A 20659-nucleotide genomic window follows, 5' to 3' on the forward strand; every position below is an offset into this window, starting at 1 on the left:
CGCAATGCGGTCACCAGTCCTTGTCGTCTCCCCACAACATCGGACCGTACTCGGCTTGCGCGACCTCGCGCGAGACTTTGCCCTCGCGGATGTCGCGCGCCAGGAGCGCGGTCGCCCTGTCCGACGGCCTGCCGTATCCGGCGCCGCCGGGAGTTTCGATGCGGACCGAGTCTCCCTTTTTCAGCACCAGGTGGCTGATCTTGGAAGGCAGCGAGGCTTCCGTTTCCCGGCCCGGATTCAATATCAATCGGCCGGGCCGGCCGTCCGCCCCGCCGAACACCCCTTGGGCCACGTTCACGTGGCCGTCGGAACGCGCCGAGAAGATGGTGCCGTCCTGCAGCGCGCGGATCTGGCGGGCCAGCCCCATGCCGCCCCGCCATTTGCCTGCGCCGCCTGAATCGGCAATGAACGTGTATTCGTCGACCAGCAGCGGATACTCGTTCTCCAGCGCCTCGATGGGCAGATTGGCCGTATTGGAGACATGGACCTGGATGCCATCCATGCCGTCAATCTCATAGCCGGCGCCGGCGCCGCCGCCGAGCGTTTCCAGATAGACGTAAGTGCCCGACGCGCGGGTCAGCGCACCGGAAAACACCATGGCCGGCAACACGTCGTTGGCGGAGGCATATACCCGCTCGGGGGGCAGCAAGCCGCGGAAGGCGCCGAAGATCGCGCCGGCCACTTTCTGGCAGGTGATGCTGCGCGCGCCCACGGGCGCCGGGAACCGGGGGGAGACGATGGTACCCGGCTGCGTTTCGATCTGGACGGCATCGAAGGCGCCGCTGTTGGGCATCAGGTCCGGGTCGAGCAGGGCCTTGACGCAGTAGTAGACCGTGGCCTGGAGCGCGCTGAGCGGGATGTTCATCGCGCCCCTGGCCTGCTTGCCCGAGTTGGAAAAGTCGAAGCGGATGGTCTCGCCATCCACCTTGACCGTCACGTGCAGCTTCACGCGGCCGCCATCGCCCAGGCCGTCGTCGTCGAGAAAAGTGGCAAAGGAATGGCTACCCGGCTTCAGGGCGCGGACCCGGTTGAGCAGGCGCCGGCGCGTATACAGGATCAGGTCGTCGATCGCGCCGTGCACCTTGTCGAGCCCCATCTGTCCGATGAGCTGCCGCATCGCCAGGCCGCCACGCTGGTTGACGGCGATCTGGACCTTGATGTCCAGCGTCCGCTCCTCCGGCTCGCGGCTGTTGTGGGCAATCATGGCCAGCAGGCTTTCATCGAGTTCGCCCGCCTGCACGATACGCATGACCGGTATGCGCAGCCCTTCTTCGAAAACGCTGCGGGCACCGCCCGAAATGGAGCCGGGTACGCTGCCGCCCACATCGGAGTGATGGGCGATATTGGCGGCGAAGAACTGGACCTTGCCGTCCCAGAACACGGGTTCGATCAGCGTGATGTCCGGCATGTGGGTGCCGCCGGCAAGGTAAGGATCATTGGAGATGAAGGCATCGCCCGGCTGCATGGCGTCGAGCGCGACGGCCTCGAGCAGCGCATTGACGCCGCCGCTCAGCGACCCCAGGTGCAAGGGAATATGCGAAGCCTGCGCGATGAGGCGGCCGCGGTAATCGAACAGGCCGACCGAGCAGTCCTTGCGTTCCTTGATGTTGCTGGAGAACGAGGAGCGGATCAGATTGTTTCCCATCTCTTCGGTGATGGTCAGCAGCCGGTTGCTGAATACTTCCATCCCGATGGGATCGAAAAGGCGCTGTCCGGCGGCATCGTGGCCGGACAGCGCCTGGATTTCAGTTGACATGATTGACCTCGATAACCAAGTTGCCGATGGCGTCCACCCGGAACACGTCGCCGGGCGGAATGACGGTGGTGGAACTCATTTCGTCCACGATCGCGGGTCCTTCGATGGGCTCGTCCACGGGCAGGCGTTCGCGCGCATAGATGTCGGTCTGCACCCAGCCGTGCGATGCGCCGAAGTAGACATCGCGGCGCCCGCTGCGCGCCGCTTCGCGGCTGCCGGCCTCGACTTGGCTGAGCGGCGCCCGCGGCACCTTGCCGATCGCCTGCAGGCGGCAGTTCACGATCTCCACGGCGCGGCCCGGTATGTCGTAGCCATACTCGCGGACGTGCACCGCGCGGAACGCGTGCAGGAACGCGTCGAGCCCGCCGCCGGCCATATCGTCCACCGGCACGGATATCTCGTGGTTCTGTCCGACATAGCGGGCATCGATCGACATCCGGAACGACCGGTTCGGCGCCAGCACCTTTTCGCGCTCCAGCCAGTCTTCCCCCTCGCGTTTCATGGAAGCGAACGACTCCACGATGCCGGGCCAGATCGCGGCATTCGCTGGCGCGATCCGGGTGCGCACGAAATCCATCGTCAGGTCGGTCAGCAGGATGCCTCTTGCGCACATGGTTCCCGGCTCCTGGGGGACGATGACCAGCGGGATGCCGCACTCGGCCGCCACCTCGCATGCATGCAAGGGGCCCGCGCCACCGTAGGCGAACAGCGCGAAGTCCGCCAGGTCGTAGCCCCGTTCGGTGGAGACCGAACGGATCGCCCGGCTCATATTGGCGTTCACCACGCGCAGCACCCCGTAGGCCGCCGTTTCCGGATCCAGTCCGAGCGGCGCCGCGATCTGAGCGGCGAGCGCGGCGCGCGCCTTGGCCGCGTTGACCGGCAGCTGGCCGTCGAGCAGCGCCACGGGATTGAGGCGCTGCAGGCAGATATTGACGTCGGTTACCGCCACCCGCTCGCCGCCGCGGTCGTAGGCGATCGGCCCGGGATCGGCGCCGGCGCTGTGCGGCCCGACTTTCAGCGCGCCGGCGTCGTCGATCCAGGCGATGCTGCCGCCGCCGGCGCCGATCACCTGGACGTCGACCATCGGCGTGCGGATGGGGTGGTCGGCCACCAGCCGGCTCGACGTGAAGGCCGGCGTGCCATCCTTGATCAGCGACACGTCGGTGCTGGTACCGCCGACGTCGAAGGTGATCAGATTGCGATAGCCGCCGGCGGCGCTGACGGCCGCCGCGCCTACCACCCCTGCCGAAGGGCCCGACAGGCACGTCCGGACGGGAAACCGGCGCACGGTCTCCATGGACATCAGGCCGCCGTTCGAATGAACGGTATAGGGCTGGCGAGCCATTCCCAATTCGCCGATGCCGCGCGCCAGCCGGTCCAGATACCGCTGCATGGTCGGACCGGCATAGCTGTTGAGCGCGGTGGTCGACAGGCGCTCATATTCCCTGAACTCGGGCAGGATTTCGGAAGACACGCTGACGAAACAGCCCGGCATCTGGCGTGCGACGGCCTCCCTCGCCGCCGCTTCGTGCTCGTCGTTGCGATAGGAGTGCAGGAAGCAGATCGCCACGGCTTCCACGCCCGCCGCCTTCAGCGCGGACACGCCCCGCTCCAGGTCGTCGCGGTCGAGTTCGGCCAGGACGCGGCCGTCCGCGTCGATCCGCTCGGTCACCGGCAGCCGCATCGACCGCTCGACGATCGGCTCCGGCTTGGTCACCCGGTAGTCATACAGACTGGGGCGCGTCTGCCGGCCGATCTCCAGCAGGTCGCGGAACCCGCGGGTGGTCAGCAGTCCGCACTTCACCCCGCGCCTCTCGATGATCAGATTGGTCGCCACGGTGGTGCCATGCCCGATGAAGCCGACGTCCGCCGGGGCGATCCCGAAGCGCTCGAGCAGGTCGCCGATCCCTTGCCGTATGGCCGTGGAGGGATCCGAGGGGGTCGAGGGCACCTTGTGATAGGAAATCTTCAGCGAGCGCTCGTCCAGCAAGGTGAAATCCGTGAACGTCCCGCCTACGTCGACGCCGATTCGATACATGGTTCCTTCCGATCGCTATGCCAGTAAGGCGGAGTCTAGGCGGCGGCGAAACGGATAACCATCAAGTTTTTTTCGGGCGAGTCCATAGATTTTGCGGGCCGCGCGCCGCCGGTGCGAGCCCGGCCGGCCGAAGTTTTTTTTCGAATCGCGGCAAGAAAAATTGCGTTGTCCGCGAAGGGAACGGTGGCTAAGTTATGTCGACAACGAACGGACACGTCAGCCCTGGGGGATTTGCATGAGGAATGTCACGCGGTGTCTTCCGCTGCTGCTGCTCGCCGCTTTTCATCCGGTGGCGCAGGCCTATCCGGACAGGCCGATAAGAATGATCGTTCCCTATAGCGCGGGCGGCGCCAGCGACATCATCTGCCGCCTGCTGGCCCAGTCGCTGGCCGGCGCGATGGGCCAGGTGGTGGTGGAAAACCGCCCCGGCGCCAGCGCGATCATCGGCACCAACCTCTTGCGCCACGCGGAGCCGGACGGATACACGATCATGATGGCCGATATCGCGCATGCCGCGAACCCGGCGCTGCGCGACGACCTGCCCTATGACTCGATCCGCGACTTCCAGCCGGTCACGCTGGTGGCTACGCTGCCGACGGTATTGCTGGTCAATCCGTCGCTGCCGGCGAAATCGGTGCCCGAACTCATCGGGCTGGCGAAGGCGCATCCGAAGATCTTGAACTTCTCGTCATCGGGCATCGGCAGCTCTTCGCACCTGGCCGGCGAAATGTTCAAGACCGTCACCGGGACCGACCTGGTGCACGTTCCCTACAAGGGCGGCGGCGAATCGCTGAACGCGCTGCTGGCAGGCGACGTGCAAGTGCTGTTCACGACGCTGCCCTCGGCATTGCCGTTCATCCGCGCGGGCAAGATCCGCGCACTGGCGGTCAGCACGCAGGCGCGGATGCCGGCGCTGCCCGACGTCCCGACACTGGGGGAACAGGGCGTGACCGGCGCCGGCTCGTCGCTCTGGATGGGCGTGCTGGTGCCGGTGGGCACGCCGCCCGGGATCGTGGCCCGGCTTCACGACGAGATCGGCAAGGCGCTCGCCACCGATACCGTCCGCCAGAGGCTCGCCGACATGGGAGCGCAGCCGGTAGGCGATACCCCGGCACAGTTCTCCGAATTCATCGAGGCCCAGATCGCCCGCTGGAAGAAAGCGCTCAAGAGGAAAGACAATGAATGAACTGCCTACGTTCGAGGACGTGGCGCAGGCTGCCGCACGCATCGAAGGGCATGCCCGCCGCACGCCGGTGATGACCTCGCGCACGATCGACGAGGAATTCGGCGCCGAAGTCTTCTTCAAATGCGAGCACCTGCAACGCATGGGGGCGTTCAAGTTCCGCGGCGCGTTCAACACCCTGTCCAGGCTCGACGCCAGCCGGCGGCGCGCGGGCGTGGTCGCCTTTTCCTCGGGCAATCACGGGCAGGCGGTGGCGCTGGCCGCGCGCCTGCTGGGCATGCCGGCGACCATAGTCATGCCGCACGACGCGCCGGCCATGAAAGTGGCCGCCACGCGTGGCTATGGCGGCGAAATCATCCTGTACGACCGATACAAGGAAGACCGCGAGCGGATCGGCCGCACGCTGGCCGAGGAACGGGGCCTGACGCTGGTCCATCCCTACGACCATCCCGACATCATCGCCGGACAGGGGACGGCGGCCAAGGAACTGTTCGAGGAAGTGGGCGACCTGGACGCCTATTTCGTCGGCCTGGGCGGCGGTGGCCTGCTTGCCGGTTCGGCCCTGTCGGCCCGGGCGCTGGCGCCGGCGTGCAAGGTCTATGGCGTCGAACCCGAACTCGGCAACGACGGGCAGCGCTCGTTTCGCTCCGGCGCCATCGTGCACATCGACACGCCGAAGACCATCGCGGACGGCGCCCAGACGCAGCATCTCGGCCAGTACACTTTCCCCATCATCCGGCGCGACGTCGACGACATCCTGACGGTAAGCGACGCCGAACTGATCGAGGGCATGCATTTCTTCGCGCAGCGCATGAAGCAGGTGATCGAACCGACCGGCTGCCTGGGCCTGGCCGCGGCCAGGCAGATGAAGCATCTCCTGAAGGGCAGGCGCATCGGCATCCTGATCAGCGGCGGCAATGTCGACCTGGCCCGGTTTTCCCAATTACTTTGACGGAACGAGGCGGGGCAATGGCGACATCGGCAGAGATATTCCGGAAGGTACGGGCGCTCGGCATGCAGATACTGCCGCCGCCCGTGCCCAACGGCGGCTACGACCTGGTGAGCGTGCATCGGGGGCTTGCATACGTGAGCGGCCAGCTGCCGCGCACCGGCACCGGGCCGGAGGAACTGATGGCGGGCAGGATATTGGGCGAGGATGACATTCCGCGCGCGCAGGAAGCGGCCCGCCTGTGCCTGCTGCGATCGGTGTTCGCGCTCCACTACCACCTTGGCGACCTGGCCACGGTGAAAGGGCTGGTCTCCATCCGCGGGTTCCTCAATGCGGCGCCGGACTTCGGCGCGCACGCCAAGGTCATGGACGCCGCATCGGCCCTGGCCCGCGAGCTGTTCGGCCCGGCCGGCGGCCACGTGCGTTCGGCGCTCGGCGCCGGCAGCCTGCCATCGCAGGCCCTGGTGGAAGTCGAACTGGTCGCCGAACTCGGCGACACCCACGCCTCATAGGCCGCGCGTCGTTCCTTCCGGCATCGACATCATCCGCTCCACGTAGCGGGCAATCATGTCGATTTCCAGATTCACCGGGCTGCCCGCGCGCAGGTTGCGCAGGGTAGTCACCTGCACCGTATGCGGAATCAGGTTGATGGACACATCGGTCCCGCCGGCATGGTCGGCCACGCGGTTGACGGTCAGGCTCACGCCATTGACCGTGATCGACCCTTTGTAGGCCAGATAGCGGCTCAGCGCAGCAGGCACGGTGACGACGAGTTCGTGCGATTCGCCCACCGGCTCGAAACGGGCTACCGTGCCGATCCCGTCCACGTGCCCCGACACCAGATGCCCTCCCAGCCGGTCATTGAGCGTCAGTGCCTTTTCGAGGTTGACCTCGCCCACGGCATCGAGCCCCACCGTCCGGTCCAGGCTCTCGCGCGACACGTCCACCTCGAAACGCCCCCCCTCCAGCCGGATCGCCGTCATGCACGCCCCCTGGATCGCGATCGAATCCCCCGGCCGCACATCCTCCAGATCCAGCCCGCCGGCATCCACCGTCAGATGCACGCCGGCCTCCGGTCCCGCCCCCAGCGGCTCCACCCGCTCGATGCGCCCGACGGCAGTGACGATTCCCGTGAACATGATGTGAACTCCAGAAAATGGTATGGCAGACGCCCCGGCGCCCTCAGCGCGTGCTCTCGCACGCCAGCGCCCGCAGCGCATTCCAGCGCGCCGGCGACCGCGCCCGCACCCGCAGGTCCGCGCCCACGCACTGTACATCGAAGAACCCGAACCGCCGCGCCTGCGCCAGGTCGTCCAGCACCGGCAGGCGCGCCATGCCGACGGCATCGCCCAGCAGCACCGGCGCCAGATAGGTGATCAGCTCGTCGACGACGCCCGCCCGCAGCAGCGCCCCGTTCAGCCGCTCGCCGGCCTCCACGTGCACCTCGTTGACCTCGTGCTCGCCCAGCCAGCGCATCATGGCCGGCAGGTCGACGCGGCCGTCGGGACCCGGCAGGCAGATCAGGCGTGCGTTGCGGCCGGCCAGCTGCGAGCTGCGCACCGGGTCCTCGCGGGTGGTGAAGACCAGGGTCTCGGTGCCGTCGAGCAGCCGGGCGTCGAGCGGCAGCTCCAGCCGCGGGTCGAGCACGATCTTGCGCGGCTGGCGCAGCGTTTCCACGTAGCGCACGTCCAGCTTCGGGTCGTCGGCCAGCACCGTGCCGATGCCGGTCAGCACCGCGCAGCTGCGCGCGCGCCAGTGATGGCCGTCGGCGCGCGCGGCCTCGCCGGTGATCCATTTCGAGCGGCCGTTGCGCAGCGCGGTGCGGCCATCGAGGGAGGCGGCGATCTTCATCCACAGCCAGGGCGTGCCGCGCCCCATGCGGGCGACGAAGCCGGTGTTCAAGGCCAGCGCCTCGTCCAGGCAGACGCCGGTCTCGACTTCGATGCCGGCCGCGCGCAGCCGCGCGAAGCCGCCGCCGGCCACGCGCGGGTTGGGGTCGCCCATGGCGGCCACCACGCGCGCTGGCGCGGCCGCGACCAGGGCGTCGGCGCAAGGCGGCGTGCGGCCATGGTGGCTGCACGGCTCCAGCGTGACGTAGACGGTGGCGCCGCGCACCGATTCGCCGCGCGCATCGGCATCGCGCAGCGCGCAGACCTCGGCATGCGGGCCGCCCACCGCCTGGGTCGCGCCCTCGCCCAGCACGCGGCCGTCGCGGACGATCACGCAGCCCACGCGCGGATTGGGCGAAGTCAGATAGAGCGAGCCGTTCGCCAGCTCGAGCGCGCGCCGCATCCACCGGACGTCTTCGGGGCGTCGGCCATCGGTCATCGTGTCGGTTTCCTAGGTACGCGGACGCCGGCGCGCGGAAGGGGCCGGCGGGCCCTGCATCTCGCGCACCGCCTCGGAGAATTCGACGATGTCCTCGAAGCTCCGGTAGACCGACGCGAAACGGATGTAAGCGATCTTGTCGAGCTTCTTCAGCTCTTGCATCACCAGCTCGCCCAGCTTCTGGGTGGGCACTTCGCGCGCCCCGCTGGTGGTCAGCGTCTGCTCGATGTGCGCGATGGCAGCTTCCAGCGCGTCGGCGCTGACGGGCCGCTTGCGCAAGGCCAGCGCCATGCTGGCGCGCAGCTTGGCCGGATCGTATTCCGTGCGGCTGCCGTCGCGCTTGACGACCGCGGGCAGGTTCAGTTCGATCCGCTCATAGGTGGTGAAGCGCCGGTCGCAGTTCGTGCAGCGGCGGCGCCGCCGGATGACCACGCCCTCTTCCAGCTCCCGGGTGTCGATCACCTGGGTGTCGTCGTGGCGGCAGAACGGGCATTTCATCGCAGCGGGCCGCGGAGCGGGACGGGGGTCAGCCGTACACCGGGAACTGGGAAGTGAGGGCGTCGACCCGCGCGCGCACGGCGGCGATGCGGTCGGCGTCCTCCGGGTGGTCCAGCACGTCGGCGATCAGGTTGGCCGTGAGTTCGGCCTCGGCCTCCTTGAAGCCGCGCGTGGTCATGGCCGGCGTGCCCAGGCGCACGCCGCTGGTCACGAAGGGCTTTTCCGGATCGTTCGGGATCGCGTTCTTGTTGACCGTGATGTGGGCCTGGCCCAGCGCCAGCTCGGCCTGCTTGCCGGTCAGCCCCTTGGCGCGCAGGTCGACCAGCATCACGTGGCTTTCGGTGCGGCCCGAGACGATGCGCAGGCCGCGCTGCACCAGCGTGTCGGCCAGCACCTGCGCGTTGCGCACGACCTGCGCGGCGTACTGGGCGAAGGCGGGTTCCAGCGCTTCCTTCAGCGCCACCGCCTTGGCGGCGATGACGTGCACCAGCGGGCCGCCCTGGATGCCGGGGAAGATGGCCGAATTGACGGCCTTCTCGAACTCGGCCTTGCACATGATCAGGCCGCCCCGCGGGCCGCGCAGCGACTTGTGCGTGGTGGAAGTGACGAAGTCGGCGTGCGGCACCGGGTTGGGATAGACGCCGCCCGCGACCAGGCCGGCGTAGTGGGCGATGTCGACCATGAACAGCGCGCCGTTGGCCTTGGCGATTTCGGCGAAGCGGGCGAAATCGATCTTCAGCGAATAGGCGGAGGCGCCGGCCACGATCAGCTTGGGCTTGTGCTGTTCGGCCAGACGGGCCACTTGTTCGTAGTCGATTTCCTCTTCCGCGTTCAGGCCGTACGACAGGAAGTTGTAGAGCTTGCCCGAGGCATTGACCGGCGAGCCGTGCGTGAGGTGGCCGCCTTCGGCCAGGCTCATGCCGAGCACCGTGTCGCCCGGCTTGAGCACCGCCATGTACACGCCCTGGTTGGCCTGCGAGCCCGAGTTCGGTTGCACGTTGGCGGCGTCGGCGCCGAACAGGCGCTTGGCGCGGTCGATGGCCAGCTGTTCGACGATGTCGACGTATTCGCAGCCGCCGTAGTAGCGCTTGCCGGGATAGCCTTCGGCGTACTTGTTGGTGAGCTGCGTGCCCTGGGCCTGCATCACTGCCGGGCTGGCGTAGTTTTCCGACGCGATCAGCTCGATGTGCTGTTCCTGGCGGCGGTTTTCCTGCTCGATGGCCGACCAGAGTTCGGGATCGGCCTGGGCGATGGTGCGGTTGCGGTCGAACATGACGGGTTCCTTCCTGTGCGAAGCAAGAGGCTGGCCGGGGGGTGTTCGAGGGGGGAACCCGGCCAGCCGCTAATCGGCGCAGGCCGGCGCGGCGCCCGACCGGAACGCGCGCGGAGCGCGGACTCGGAACGGCTGCGGTGCTCGGCTTGCGAACCTGCCTAACGGCTGCCCAGGCGAACGGCGATGCGGCAGCCGCAGTACGACCGCCCGCCTGGGCGCCCGGAAAGCCGGCTGCCGCCTGACCCTGCGCTTCCTCGTGGTAGACCCACCGGGGCTTGCGCCCGCTGATTCGCCAGTTACGCAGGGCGAAGGCAATACCGCAAGTTTAGCTCAGTTATCCATCGCGGCGCGCCAAGCGCGCAGGGGCGGTTCACACATGCCCGGTTTCGGCCCAGCCGAGAATGCGCCAGCCGCCGTCGCCGATCGCCAGCCGGTTGATGCTGACGTTGGTCAGCGCATGGGGCCGCGGCGCTTCCAGCGGCACGCCGGCCGCGTGGCGGTATGCCATGTCGATCACGCCACTGTGCGTGAAGACCAGCACGCGGGCGCCGCGCCGGCGGGCCGCAATGGCCTCGAGCGCGGCCACCACCCGCCGCTGGAAGCGGCGCGGCGATTCGCCGCCGTCGGGCTCGTAGTCGGGCTGGCGCTGCAGCACGCCGGCGGCGACCTCGGGATGGCGCTCGCCCAGTTCGTCGAAGGTCAGGCCCTGGCAAATACCGTAGCAACGTTCGCGCAACCCGGCGTCGAGCGTGACCGGCAGCCCGATCCGCTCGGCCGTGGGCCGCGCGGTATCGTGGGCGCGATCGAGATCGCTGCTGTGGATCGCGTCGATGGCGGCCTCGCCGCCGTGCACGCCGGCCAGATGCTCGGCCACCATCAGCGCCTGGCGCCGTCCCACGTCGTTCAGGCCGATATTGAGCATGCCCTGCACGCGGCGCTGGCGATTCCAGTCGGTTTCGCCGTGCCGCACCAGCCAGAGTTCCGTCATCGGACGGCCCCCGCGCCGGTCTCGCCGCCCCTGGCCGCAGTCGCGCTCACGCCTTCACCGCCGGATTCAATGCGTACGTGCCGGTGAGCGCGGCCTGGTCCAGCACATGCCCTTCGATCGCCCGCCGCACGTCGGCGCCGGTGAAGCGGCCTTCCAGCGCGGCCCGGGGCACGTCGAGCGCGTACAGCGTGAACACGTAGTGGTGGACGATCGAATCGTTCCAGGGCGGGCAGGGGCCGTCGTAGCCGTAGTAGTCGCCGCGCATGTCCTGGTCTGCCGAAAACCATGCGGTGTAGTCGTTCACGCCCTGGCGCGAGCCGTGCGGCGCCGCCGGGCCCGCCTTGCCCTTGGGGGTGACGCCGTGGCTGAACTCGCCCTCGGCGATCGAGGTCGTGGCGGCCGGCAGGTCGACCAGCACCCAGTGGAAGAAGTCCACGCGCGGCAGGTCGGCCGGCACCGTGCGGCCGGCCTGGTTGACGTCGTCGCCGCGGCTCGGCACGTCGTAGTCGTGCACCAGCAGCGCGAACGACTGCGTGCCGGCCGGCGCATCGGACCACGCCAGGTGCGGGTTGACGTTGTCGGACAGCGTCACCTGCGTCTTGGGATCGGGCTTGCCGAATGCGTAACGGGCCGGAATCGGCTGGCCGTCGGCAAAGGAATTGCTCCACAGTTTCATCAGCTGCTCCTCAGGGTAACGCGCGCGAATTTGCGCTTGCCTACCTGTATGACATAGATGCCGGCGTCGAGTTTTAGGCCCTTGTCGTCGATCCGCGCGCCGTCGATCCGCACCCCGCCCTGTTCGATGTTGCGCTGGGCCTCGGCGCCGGAGGCGCACAGCCCGGCCTCGCGCAGCAGCTGCAGGACGCCCAGCGGCGCGCCGGCCACCGACACCTCCGGCATCTCGTCGGGGATCGCCTTCTGGCGGAAGCGGGCGTCGAAGTCGGCCAGCGCGCGCTCGGCGGCCCCGGCCGAGTGGAAGCGGGCCACGATTTCCTGAGCCAGCATCACCTTGACGTCGCGCGGATTGCGGCCGGCCTCGGTTTCGCGCCGCAGCGCGGCGATCTCGTCCAGCGAGCGGAACGACAGCAGCTCGAAATAACGCCACATCAATGTGTCGGAGATCGACATCAGCTTGCCGAACATGGACGACGGCTCTTCCGAGATGCCGATGTAGTTGTTCTTGGACTTCGACATCTTCTCGACGCCGTCGGTCCCTTCCAGCAGCGGCATGGTCAGGATGCATTGCGGCTCCTGGCCGTATTCCTTCTGCAGTTCGCGTCCCACCAGCAGGTTGAACTTCTGGTCGGTGCCGCCCAGTTCCAGGTCGGCCTGCAACGCGACCGAATCGTAGCCCTGCATCAGCGGGTACAGGAACTCGTGCACCGAGATCGGCACGCCGGCCTTGAAGCGCTTGGTGAAGTCGTCGCGCTCCAGCATGCGGGCCACGGTGTAGCGCGAGGCAAGCTGGATCATGCCGCGCGCGCCGAGCGGGTCGCACCATTCGGAGTTGTAACGGACCTCGGTGCGCGCCGGGTCCAGCACCAGGCTGGCCTGCGCGTAGTAGGTCTGGGCATTGGCCTCGATCTGTTCGCGGGTGAGCGGCGGGCGGGTGGCGTTGCGGCCGCTGGGATCGCCGATCATCGAAGTGAAGTCGCCGATCAGGAAGATCACCGTGTGGCCCAGTTCCTGCAGCTGGCGCATCTTGTTCAGCACCACGGTATGGCCCAGGTGGATGTCGGGCGCGGTGGGATCCAGCCCCAGCTTGATGCGCAGCGGCTTGCCGGTGGCCCGGCTGCGCGCCAGCTTGCGGCCGAACTCGGCTTCCACCAGCAGTTCGTCGCAACCCCGCCTGACGACGGCCAGGTCGCGCTCGACCTCGGGCGTGACGGGGTAGGCCTGGGCGGTGCCGGGGGCGGCGGGGCGGGAGTCGGTCATGGCGGCGGAGGCTCGGGAAATGTGTAAATTGTAATAAGTCGTATTGGCACTAGCTGTCCGCTTCTATATACTCGGCCCATTCCCGGCGACACAACCGATCTGCTCTGCCATGGGGTCCGGCCCTTCGACCCTGCCCCACGGCCTCGTTTTGCATTTGCCGGCGCGTTTGCGCCGCAATGTAACAGTCGGCCCTTCGTCCCCGGAAAAACGCCGCGTTCCGGACTCGTCCGGAGCAAATTCTAGCCCAACCGTCTTTCGGGGCCAGGACGCATGAATTTCAAGTTTTCCGGCATCGCGCACGCGGTGCTGACCCGCATTGCCGCGGCCGTCCGTCGAGTCGTCGACCGCGGCGCCGCTTCCCCCTCCCGCAACGAAGTCTCCCCCGTCACCCGCCGCGTCGTCATCGCCGCGGGCGCCGTGGGCGTGTTCGCCACCGCCGCCGCCATCGGCGTGGCGCCGCTGTCGCCCGAGACCGAACTGCCGCCCGCCACCCGCGTGGTGCAATCGCTGGCGCTGCCCGACCTGGCCGAGCGCGCGGCCACGGCCGAGGCCGCGCCGGCCGAGTTCATCCGCGAGGAACAGGTGCAGCGCGGCGATTCGGTCGCCACGCTGTTGAACCGCCTGGACGTCGACGATCCCGGGCTGGAGCGCTTCCTGCGCACGTCGCCGTCCGCCCGCAGCCTGTATCAGCTGATCCCGGGCCGCACCGTGCAGGCCGCCACCGACGCGCTCGGCCAGGTGCGCTGGCTGCGCTACATCCATACGCCCGGCACCGACGACAACGGCAAGGTGGTGTCGCGGCTGCTGCAGGTGGAACGCAGCGGCGACGGCTTCCAGGCCAGCGACCTTCAGCTCGATACCGAGCGCGAAACGCGCGCGGTGCATGGCGAGATCTACAACTCGCTGTTCGGCGCGACCGACGCGGCCGGCATCCCCGACACCGTCGCCACCCAGATCGCCGAGATCCTGTCGGGCGAGGTCGACTTCCACCGCGACCTGCGCCGTGGCGACCACTTCGACGTGGTCTACGAAATCTACACGCACCAGGGCAACTACGTGCGCGCCGGCCGCGTGCTGGCGCTGGAGTTCGTCAACGACGGCACGGCGCACCGGGCGGTCTGGTTCGACGGCCAGCCCGGCACGCCGGGCGGCTACTACGGCTTCGACGGCAAGAGCCTGCGCAAGGCCTTCCTGCGTTCGCCGGTCGAATTCACCCGGGTCACGTCGGGCTTCTCGATCCGCTACCACCCGATCCTCAAGAAGTGGCGCAAGCACGAAGGCGTGGACTACGGCGCGCCCAAGGGCACGCCGATCCGCAGCACGGCCGACGGCGTGGTCGACTTCGTCGGCGTGCAGAACGGCTACGGCAACGTCGTCGTCATCCGCCACAGCGGCCCGTACTCCACGCTGTACGCGCACATGAGCGCGTTCGCGCCCGGACTGAAGAAAGGCGACCGCGTGGCGCAGAACCAATTCATCGGCCGCGTGGGGTCCACCGGCTGGGCCACCGGGCCGCACCTGCACTACGAGTTCCGCATCGCCGGCAAGGCGGTGGACCCGCTCACCGTGGCGCTGCCGCAGGCGGTCGACCTGAACGCCGCCGGCCTGGCGCTGTTCCGCTCCGCCACCGGGCCGCTGCGCCACCAGATGGATCTGCTGGCGCGGCTGAACGAATCGGCGCCGCCCGCCGCCGAAGCGCTGCCGGTCGCCGCCAACCGGTGAGCGCGGGCGCGGCCTCTTCCATCGGGGAAGATGTCATGACCGCCGCTGGCTCTCCCGGCTTGTACATCGGGCTGATGTCGGGCACCAGCGTCGACGGCGTCGACGGCGTGCTGGCCCGGTTCGGCGACGACGCGCCTGCCATCCGGGCCGCCGCGTCGCGGCCGATACCCCCTGCGCTGCGCGCCGAACTGCTGGCGCTGAACCGCCCCGGCCACGATGAAATCGCCCGCATGTCGCAGGCCTCCCTCGCGCTGGCCGACCTGTATGCGCAAGTCGTCCGCGCGCTGCTGGACGAAGCCGGCGTGCCCGCCGGCCAGGTGCGCGCCATCGGCGCCCATGGGCAGACGGTCCGCCACCGGCCGGACCTCGGCTATACCGTGCAGATCAACGCCCCGGCCCGGCTGGCCGAAGCCTGCGGCATCCCGGTGGTGGCCGACCTGCGCAGCCGCGACGTGGCAGCCGGCGGCCAGGGCGCGCCGCTGGTGCCGGCCTTCCACGCCGCGGTATTCGGCCAGCGTGGCCCCTGCGCCATCGTCAACCTGGGCGGCATTGCCAACGTGACGCTGCTGGAACCCGGCCAGCCGGTGCGCGGCTTCGACACCGGGCCGGCCAATATGCTGCTGGATGCCTGGTGCGCGCGGCATACCGGCCAGCCGTTCGACCGCGACGGCCATTTCGCCGCCGCCGGCCGCGCCGACGCCCCGCTGTGCGACTACCTGATCGCCGGCGAACCATGGTTCGCGGCCGCGCCGCCCAAATCCACGGGGCGCGACCTGTTCGGCGAAGACTGGCTCGACAGCCGGCTGGCCGGGTGGCCCGCACCGCTCAAGCCGGCCGATGTGCAGGCCACGCTGCTGCAGCTCACGGCCCGCACGGTGTCCGACGCGGTACGCGCGCACGGCCCGGGATGCCAGCGGCTATGGATATGCGGCGGCGGCGCGCACAACCCCGCGCTGATGCGCGCGCTGGCCGCCGCTTCCGGCCTGCCGGTGGAAGCCACCGATGCGCTGGGCGTGCCGGCCCAGCAGGTCGAGGCACTGGCCTTCGCGTGGCTGGCGCAGCGCCACCTGGCCGGGCTGGCCGGCAACCTGCCGGCGGTGACGGGCGCGAGCGGCGAGCGCGTCCTGGGCGCGCTATATCCCGCCTAGCGGCGGCTTTCTAGTAGTTCCCAGCGTTCGAGCCTGGCCAGCAGGTCGGCGTCGATGTCGGCCAGCCGTTTTTCGATGCGGGCGGCTTCGGCGGCGTCGCTGCGGTAGAGCGTGCCGTCGGCCAGGCGTGCGGCCAGGGCCGCCTGCTCGGCTTCGAGGCCGGCGATGAGGTCGGGCAGGCCGTCGAGTTCGCGCAGCTCCCATGACGTCAATGCCTTTTCGGCGCGCGCCGCGCGGGGCGGGGACTTGGAGGCCGGCGCGGCCAGGGCGGCCGGAGCGGCCTGGGCTTCGTGCCGTGCGCCGGGCGCCTGCGGGGCGCCGTCGGCCTGCGCCGCGCGCGGCCGCTGGGCCAGCCAGTCCTCATAGCCGCCCACGTAGTTGCGCCAGCGCGCGTCGCCTTCGTAGGCGATGGTCTGGGTCACCACGTTGTCGAGGAAGGCGCGGTCGTGGCTGACCAGGAATACCGTGCCGGCGTAGTCCTGCAGCAGTTCTTCCAGCAGCTCCAGCGTCTCGATGTCGAGGTCGTTGGTGGGTTCGTCCAGCACCAGCACGTTGGCCGGCCGCGCGAACAGCCGCGCCAGCAGCAGCCGCGCGCGCTCGCCGCCCGACAGGCTCTTGACCGGCGAGCGCGCGCGTTCGGGCGCGAACAGGAAATCGCCCAGGTAGCTCATCACATGCTTGCGCTGGCCGTTGATCTCGACCCACTCGCTGCCGGGGCTGATGACGTCGGCCAGCGCCATCTCGTCGTCGAGCTGCGAACGCATCTGGTCGAAGTAGGCCACGGCCAGGTTGCTGCCGCGGCGCACGGTGCCGGCGTCGGGCTCCAGCTCGCCCAGGATCAGCTTCAGCAGCGTGGTCTTGCCGGCGCCGTTGGGGCCGATCAGTCCGATGCGATCGCCGCGCAGCACCGTGGTCGAAAACGCGCGGATCACCGCGCGGTCGCCGAACGACTTCGACACGTCGGTCAATTCGGCCACCAGCTTGCCCGAGCGCTGGCCCTCGGCCACATCGATCGCCACCTTGCCCACGCGCTCGCGCCGTTCGGCGCGCTGCACGCGCAACTGCTCGAGCCGCCGTATGCGGCTCACGCTGCGGGTGCGGCGGGCCTCCACGCCCTTGCGGATCCAGGCCTCTTCCTGCGCCAGCAGCTTGTCGAGCCGGGCGTGTTCCAGCCGCTCGGCCTCCAGCATCTCGGCCTTGCGCGCCTGGTAGGCCGCGAACGAGCCGGGAAAGCTCGCCAGCTGGCCGCGGTCCAGCTCGACGATGCGGGTGGCCACGGCATCGAGGAAGCGGCGGTCGTGGGTCACGATCACCGCGCTGCCCGGGAACGCGCGCAGCAACTCCTCCAGCCAGGCGATGGCTTCGAAATCAAGATGATTGGTGGGTTCGTCCAGCAGCAGCAGATCGGGGTCGCCCAGCAGCGCGCGCGCCAGCGCGATGCGCTTGCGCGTGCCGCCCGACTGCCCGGCGATCGGCGCGTCGGCGCTCAGGCCCAGGCGCTGCAGCGTGGCCTCGATGCGCGCCTGTACCGTCCAGCCGTCGTGGGCCTCCAGCTCGGCCTGCAGCGATTGCAGCCGGGCCAGCAGCGCGTCGGTATCGGCGCCCGGCGCCTGAACGGCCAGTTCATGCGTCAGCCGCTGGTACGCGCGCAGCAGGTCGCGGCCCTGCGCCAGGCCTTCGCTGACGGCATCGAACACGGTGCCGGATTCGTCGAACGGCGGCTCCTGCTCGACCGTGGCCACCTTCAGGCCGGCCTGGCGTACCACCACGCCGTCGTCGGGCTGGGTGCGGCCGTCGAGCAGTTTCAGCAGCGAAGACTTGCCCGTGCCGTTGCGGCCGATCAGGCCGATCCGTTCGCCGGGTTCGATCGAGAACCCGGCACGATGCAGCAGCGGAACATGGCCGAATGCCAGTTCGATGTCGGTCAGTGCGATGAGCGCCATGGGAATGCCGGCGGATGCCGGAAAAAACGAAGCGCCTCGAGCGAGGCGCCGGGAGGAAAGCGCCGCCGCGAGTCGGGCGGCGGCGCCATGAAGCGTGGCACGAGGGGGCCGTCGACGCCGCCCCGCAGGGTCGAACGCCGCGGCGCCGGCCCGGCGGGAAGCGTCAGACCGAGAACGACGACCCGCAGCCGCAGCTGGTGGTGGCGTTGGGGTTCTTGATGACGAACTGCGAGCCTTCCAGGCTTTCCTTGTAGTCGATCTCGGCGCCGACCAGGTATTGGAAGCTCATGGAATCGATCAGCAGCTGCACCCCGTTCTTGTCGAACGTGGTGTCGTCGTCGTTGACGTCTTCGTCGAAGGTGAAGCCGTACTGGAAGCCGGAACAGCCGCCGCCCTGCACGAATACGCGCAGCTTGAGCGCGGGGTTGCCTTCTTCGTCGATCAGTTCCTTGACCTTGGCGGCGGCCGCGTCGGTGAAGATGAGTTGAAGCGGGGGCGCTTCGAGGTTGCTTTGCTCTACGGCTGTGTTCATGAGTGCTCCTTGCATGCGGCCTGGCCGGGCGGGGCGGCTGCCCCGCGCACCGGCGGCGCGTTCGCGGCGCCATGCGGGCGCCGCGCTGCGGATTCCATCGGGAAACGGGCTATTCAACCCTCATTGGCCGCCGATTTCAACCCCGGCGGCGCCAGGGGATCTGGCAAGCCTGGGGGCACTGCGGCTTTCCGGCTACTTCCAAGATGCGGCCGGCGGGCGGGAAGTTCAAGATCCGGCATTATCACGCCGGCACGTCGACGACGCTTTGCGAACGCACCACGCCGCCCTCCAGAACGCGCACGGTCACCGTGCGCGCCACGAATCCTGGCGGAACATCGAGCGTGCCCTCGGCCCTTTGGTACTGCCGGAAGCGCAGGCCGAGCGGATCGTCGGCCGCCCCGCCCGCCGGGCCCTGTGCGGCCGCCGTGGCTGCGCCGCCCGCCGGGGCCCCGCTACCCGCCGGGCCCGTTGCCACCGCCGCGGCCAGCGGCTCCGCGGGCGGCCGCAGGTCGACCGTGACGCTGGCGCCGTCGCGCGTGCCGGACGCGGTGAATTGCAGCTGGCCGCGGAACTCGCCGGAAGGCCGGCCGCTGCGCATCAGCAGCACGCGGTAGCGCAGCGACGCCCCCTGCCGGTCGACCTCGGCCGAGCGGATGCTGACCTGCCCCTGCCGCGGATCGGCCGGGATCAGTTGCTCGAAAAAAGCCAGGTCGTTGCGCAAGCCGCCCATTTCCTTCTGCGCGGCACGCAGCTCGGCGGCCAGCTGATCCTTGGCGGCGCGCTCGATGGCCAGCTGGCCATCGGCCGCGTTCAGGCGGTTCTGCAGCCGTTCGTTGTCGGCCACCAGCCGCTGCGCCTCGCCGCGCAGCTGGGCCAGCTCGGAATGCGAAATGGCCGGCGCCAGCCCCGCCAGCCGGCGGGCGTATTCGTACAGGCCGCTGCCCAGCGCCGCGCCCAGGGCCAGCATCGACAGCAGCACCAGCACCTGCAGCGGCGGCGGCAGGCGGCGCGCCGCCGGCTGTTCCGGACGCCGGATCAGCCTGGCCAGCCCCGCCGGCGGCCGGCGCAGGCGGCGGCCCAGCGCGGGCAGCAGCGGCCGCCGCTTCATCAGGGCAGGACGGCCACCTGGCCGAGGCCGGCGTCTTCCGGCAGGCCGAACATCAGGTTCATGTTCTGCACCGCCTGGCCCGACGCGCCTTTGACCAGATTGTCCTGCACCACCAGGACCACCAGCTGATCGCCATTGTCGGGCCGGTGCACGGCGATGCGCAGCACGTTGGAGGCCCGCACCGAGCGCGTTTCGGGCGTGCTGCCGGGCGGCATCACGTCGACGAAGGGCTCGTTGGCGTAGCGCTGCTCGTACAGCGCCTGAAAGTCGACGCCGCGGGCCTCGGGCGCGATGCGCGCGTAGAGGGTGGAATGCATGCCACGCACCATCGGCGTCAGGTGGGGCACGAAGGTCAGGCCGACCGGGCCGCCGTGCAGCCTTTCGAGGTGCTCGACGATCTCGGGGTGATGGCGATGGCCCATCACGCCGTAGGCCTTGAAATTGTCGCTGGCCTCGGAGAACAGGATGTGGATCTCGGGCTTGCGGCCGGCGCCGGTCACGCCCGACTTGCAATCGGCGATCAGCGTGGAGGCGTCGACCAGCGGCTGGCCGCCGGCCCGCCCTTCGAGCAGCGGCGCCAGGCCCAGCAGCACGGTGGTCGGATAGCAGCCGGGGTTGCCGACCACGCGCGCGTTGCGGATCGCTTCGCGGTTGATCTCGACCAGGCCGTACGCCGATTCTTCCAGGATGGCCGGGCAGGTGTGGGGAATGCGATACCACTTCTCGAACGCCGCCAGATTCTTCAGGCGGAAGTCGGCCGCCAGGTCGATGATGCGCACGCCCGCGGCCAGCAGCTCTTGGGCCTGCGCCATCGCCACGCCGTGCGGGGTGGCGAAGAACACCACGTCGCACTGGTCGAGGCGGGCTTTTTCCGGCGCGCTGAAGGCCAGGTCGACCTTGCCGCGCAGGTTGGCGAACATGTCGGCCACCGGCATGCCGTCTTCCTTGCGCGACGTGATCGCCGTCAGTTCGGCGTGCGGATGCTGCGCCAGCAGGCGCAACAGCTCCACGCCGGTATATCCGGTGCCGCCGACGATCCCTACTCTCACCTTGGCGGCGCCCGCCGCCGTGCCATTGCCCATTGCCGTCTCCAGAAACACTGCACAGCCATTCCGCATGGCGACCTTGCCATGCGAATATGACCACAAAACGGGAAAAAGTGCTGACCGCCGCATCCGGCCCGGAAGCGGGCGCTTGCCGGCAGCAAAAAAGAGGGCCGCATCGCTGCGGCCCTCTTTTTTGCATGCCCCGCGCGGGG

Annotated in this window: 18 protein-coding genes and 1 riboswitch; of the genes, 5 read left to right on the forward strand and 13 right to left on the reverse strand. The window is 69.2% G+C overall.

Annotated features, from left to right (window positions below; translation table 11 throughout):
* Window positions 1-10 precede the first annotated feature (10 nt).
* Together ABD927_RS08360 and ABD927_RS08365 are read right to left on the reverse strand one after the other, a co-directional pair.
* A complete protein-coding gene (locus ABD927_RS08360; protein ID WP_345248234.1) occupies window positions 11-1756 on the reverse strand; it encodes a hydantoinase B/oxoprolinase family protein in 1746 nt (581 codons plus the stop codon).
* Window positions 1746-3794, reverse strand: a complete 2049-nt coding sequence (locus tag ABD927_RS08365; protein ID WP_345248236.1) for a hydantoinase/oxoprolinase family protein — start codon at window positions 3792-3794, stop codon at window positions 1746-1748. Before ABD927_RS08365 ends, ABD927_RS08360 begins: the two co-directional genes overlap by 11 nt.
* 322 nt (window positions 3795-4116) lie before the next feature.
* Between ABD927_RS08365 and ABD927_RS08370 the strand changes: the two genes are divergently transcribed.
* The 3 genes from ABD927_RS08370 to ABD927_RS08380 are packed head-to-tail and all read left to right on the forward strand — an operon-like array spanning window position 4117 to window position 6438.
* The gene (locus tag ABD927_RS08370; protein ID WP_345248238.1) at window positions 4117-4980 is read left to right on the forward strand and encodes a tripartite tricarboxylate transporter substrate binding protein; all 864 of its coding nucleotides are present in this window, start codon (window positions 4117-4119) and stop codon (window positions 4978-4980) included.
* Window positions 4973-5929, forward strand: coding sequence for a threo-3-hydroxy-L-aspartate ammonia-lyase (locus ABD927_RS08375; RefSeq protein WP_345248240.1), 957 nt, complete (start codon window positions 4973-4975; stop codon window positions 5927-5929). Before ABD927_RS08370 ends, ABD927_RS08375 begins: the two co-directional genes overlap by 8 nt.
* Window positions 5930-5946: 17 nt before the next feature.
* The gene (locus ABD927_RS08380) at window positions 5947-6438 is read left to right on the forward strand and encodes a RidA family protein (RefSeq protein ID WP_345248242.1); all 492 of its coding nucleotides are present in this window, start codon (window positions 5947-5949) and stop codon (window positions 6436-6438) included.
* Here ABD927_RS08380 and ABD927_RS08385 read toward each other — a convergent pair.
* The 7 genes from ABD927_RS08385 to tyrS all read right to left on the reverse strand — a co-directional run bounded on the left by ABD927_RS08385 (window position 6433) and on the right by tyrS (window position 12948).
* Window positions 6433-7065: a riboflavin synthase gene (locus ABD927_RS08385; RefSeq protein WP_345248244.1), complete on the reverse strand. Its 633-nt coding sequence runs from the start codon at window positions 7063-7065 to the stop codon at window positions 6433-6435. The genes ABD927_RS08380 and ABD927_RS08385 overlap by 6 nt on opposite strands.
* 43 nt (window positions 7066-7108) lie before the next feature.
* The gene (gene ribD / locus ABD927_RS08390) at window positions 7109-8254 is read right to left on the reverse strand and encodes a bifunctional diaminohydroxyphosphoribosylaminopyrimidine deaminase/5-amino-6-(5-phosphoribosylamino)uracil reductase RibD (RefSeq protein ID WP_345248246.1); all 1146 of its coding nucleotides are present in this window, start codon (window positions 8252-8254) and stop codon (window positions 7109-7111) included.
* A 12-nt stretch (window positions 8255-8266) separates the two neighbouring features.
* Window positions 8267-8752: a transcriptional regulator NrdR gene (gene nrdR, locus ABD927_RS08395; RefSeq protein ID WP_345248248.1), complete on the reverse strand. Its 486-nt coding sequence runs from the start codon at window positions 8750-8752 to the stop codon at window positions 8267-8269.
* 28 nt (window positions 8753-8780) lie between these two features.
* The gene (gene glyA, locus ABD927_RS08400) at window positions 8781-10025 is read right to left on the reverse strand and encodes a serine hydroxymethyltransferase (RefSeq protein ID WP_345248250.1); all 1245 of its coding nucleotides are present in this window, start codon (window positions 10023-10025) and stop codon (window positions 8781-8783) included.
* A gap of 160 nt (window positions 10026-10185) precedes the next feature.
* A riboswitch (ZMP/ZTP riboswitch) is annotated at window positions 10186-10335 on the reverse strand.
* Between the two features lie 60 nt (window positions 10336-10395).
* Entirely contained in the window at window positions 10396-11013 is a 618-nt protein-coding gene (locus tag ABD927_RS08405) for a histidine phosphatase family protein (protein ID WP_345248252.1), read from the reverse strand.
* Window positions 11014-11059: 46 nt separating this feature from the next.
* Window positions 11060-11689, reverse strand: coding sequence for a YbhB/YbcL family Raf kinase inhibitor-like protein (locus tag ABD927_RS08410; protein WP_345248254.1), 630 nt, complete (start codon window positions 11687-11689; stop codon window positions 11060-11062).
* Entirely contained in the window at window positions 11689-12948 is a 1260-nt protein-coding gene (gene tyrS / locus ABD927_RS08415; RefSeq protein WP_345248256.1) for a tyrosine--tRNA ligase, read from the reverse strand. The genes ABD927_RS08410 and tyrS overlap by 1 nt, the downstream gene beginning before the upstream one ends.
* Before the next feature lie 270 nt (window positions 12949-13218).
* On the opposite strand from tyrS, the gene ABD927_RS08420 reads away from it, so the two are divergent.
* Both ABD927_RS08420 and ABD927_RS08425 read left to right on the forward strand, forming a co-directional pair.
* Window positions 13219-14670, forward strand: coding sequence for a peptidoglycan DD-metalloendopeptidase family protein (locus ABD927_RS08420; RefSeq protein WP_345248258.1), 1452 nt, complete (start codon window positions 13219-13221; stop codon window positions 14668-14670).
* A gap of 35 nt (window positions 14671-14705) precedes the next feature.
* Window positions 14706-15818: an anhydro-N-acetylmuramic acid kinase gene (locus ABD927_RS08425; RefSeq protein ID WP_345248260.1), complete on the forward strand. Its 1113-nt coding sequence runs from the start codon at window positions 14706-14708 to the stop codon at window positions 15816-15818.
* On the opposite strand, the gene ABD927_RS08430 is transcribed toward ABD927_RS08425, so the two are convergent.
* The 4 genes from ABD927_RS08430 to argC form a co-directional block, all read right to left on the reverse strand.
* Window positions 15815-17761 (reverse strand): ATP-binding cassette domain-containing protein, encoded by a 1947-nt coding sequence (locus ABD927_RS08430; protein WP_345248262.1) that lies wholly within the window; start codon window positions 17759-17761, stop codon window positions 15815-15817. The two genes, ABD927_RS08425 and ABD927_RS08430, sit on opposite strands and share 4 nt — an antisense overlap.
* 163 nt (window positions 17762-17924) lie before the next feature.
* On the reverse strand, window positions 17925-18293 hold the full coding sequence (erpA, locus tag ABD927_RS08435; protein ID WP_345248264.1) for an iron-sulfur cluster insertion protein ErpA: 369 nt from the start codon (window positions 18291-18293) through the stop codon (window positions 17925-17927).
* 241 nt (window positions 18294-18534) lie between these two features.
* Window positions 18535-19401 carry a DUF6776 family protein gene (locus ABD927_RS08440; RefSeq protein WP_345248266.1) on the reverse strand — a complete coding sequence of 289 codons (867 nt, stop codon included), beginning with the start codon at window positions 19399-19401 and terminating at the stop codon, window positions 18535-18537.
* Complete coding sequence (gene argC, locus ABD927_RS08445; protein WP_345248268.1) at window positions 19401-20483, reverse strand: N-acetyl-gamma-glutamyl-phosphate reductase; 1083 nt, start codon at window positions 20481-20483, stop codon at window positions 19401-19403. Before argC ends, ABD927_RS08440 begins: the two co-directional genes overlap by 1 nt.
* Window positions 20484-20659: the final 176 nt, after the last annotated feature.

It is taken from the genome of Pigmentiphaga soli (genome assembly GCF_039541095.1).
Taxonomy (GTDB): domain Bacteria; phylum Pseudomonadota; class Gammaproteobacteria; order Burkholderiales; family Burkholderiaceae_B; genus Pigmentiphaga; species Pigmentiphaga soli.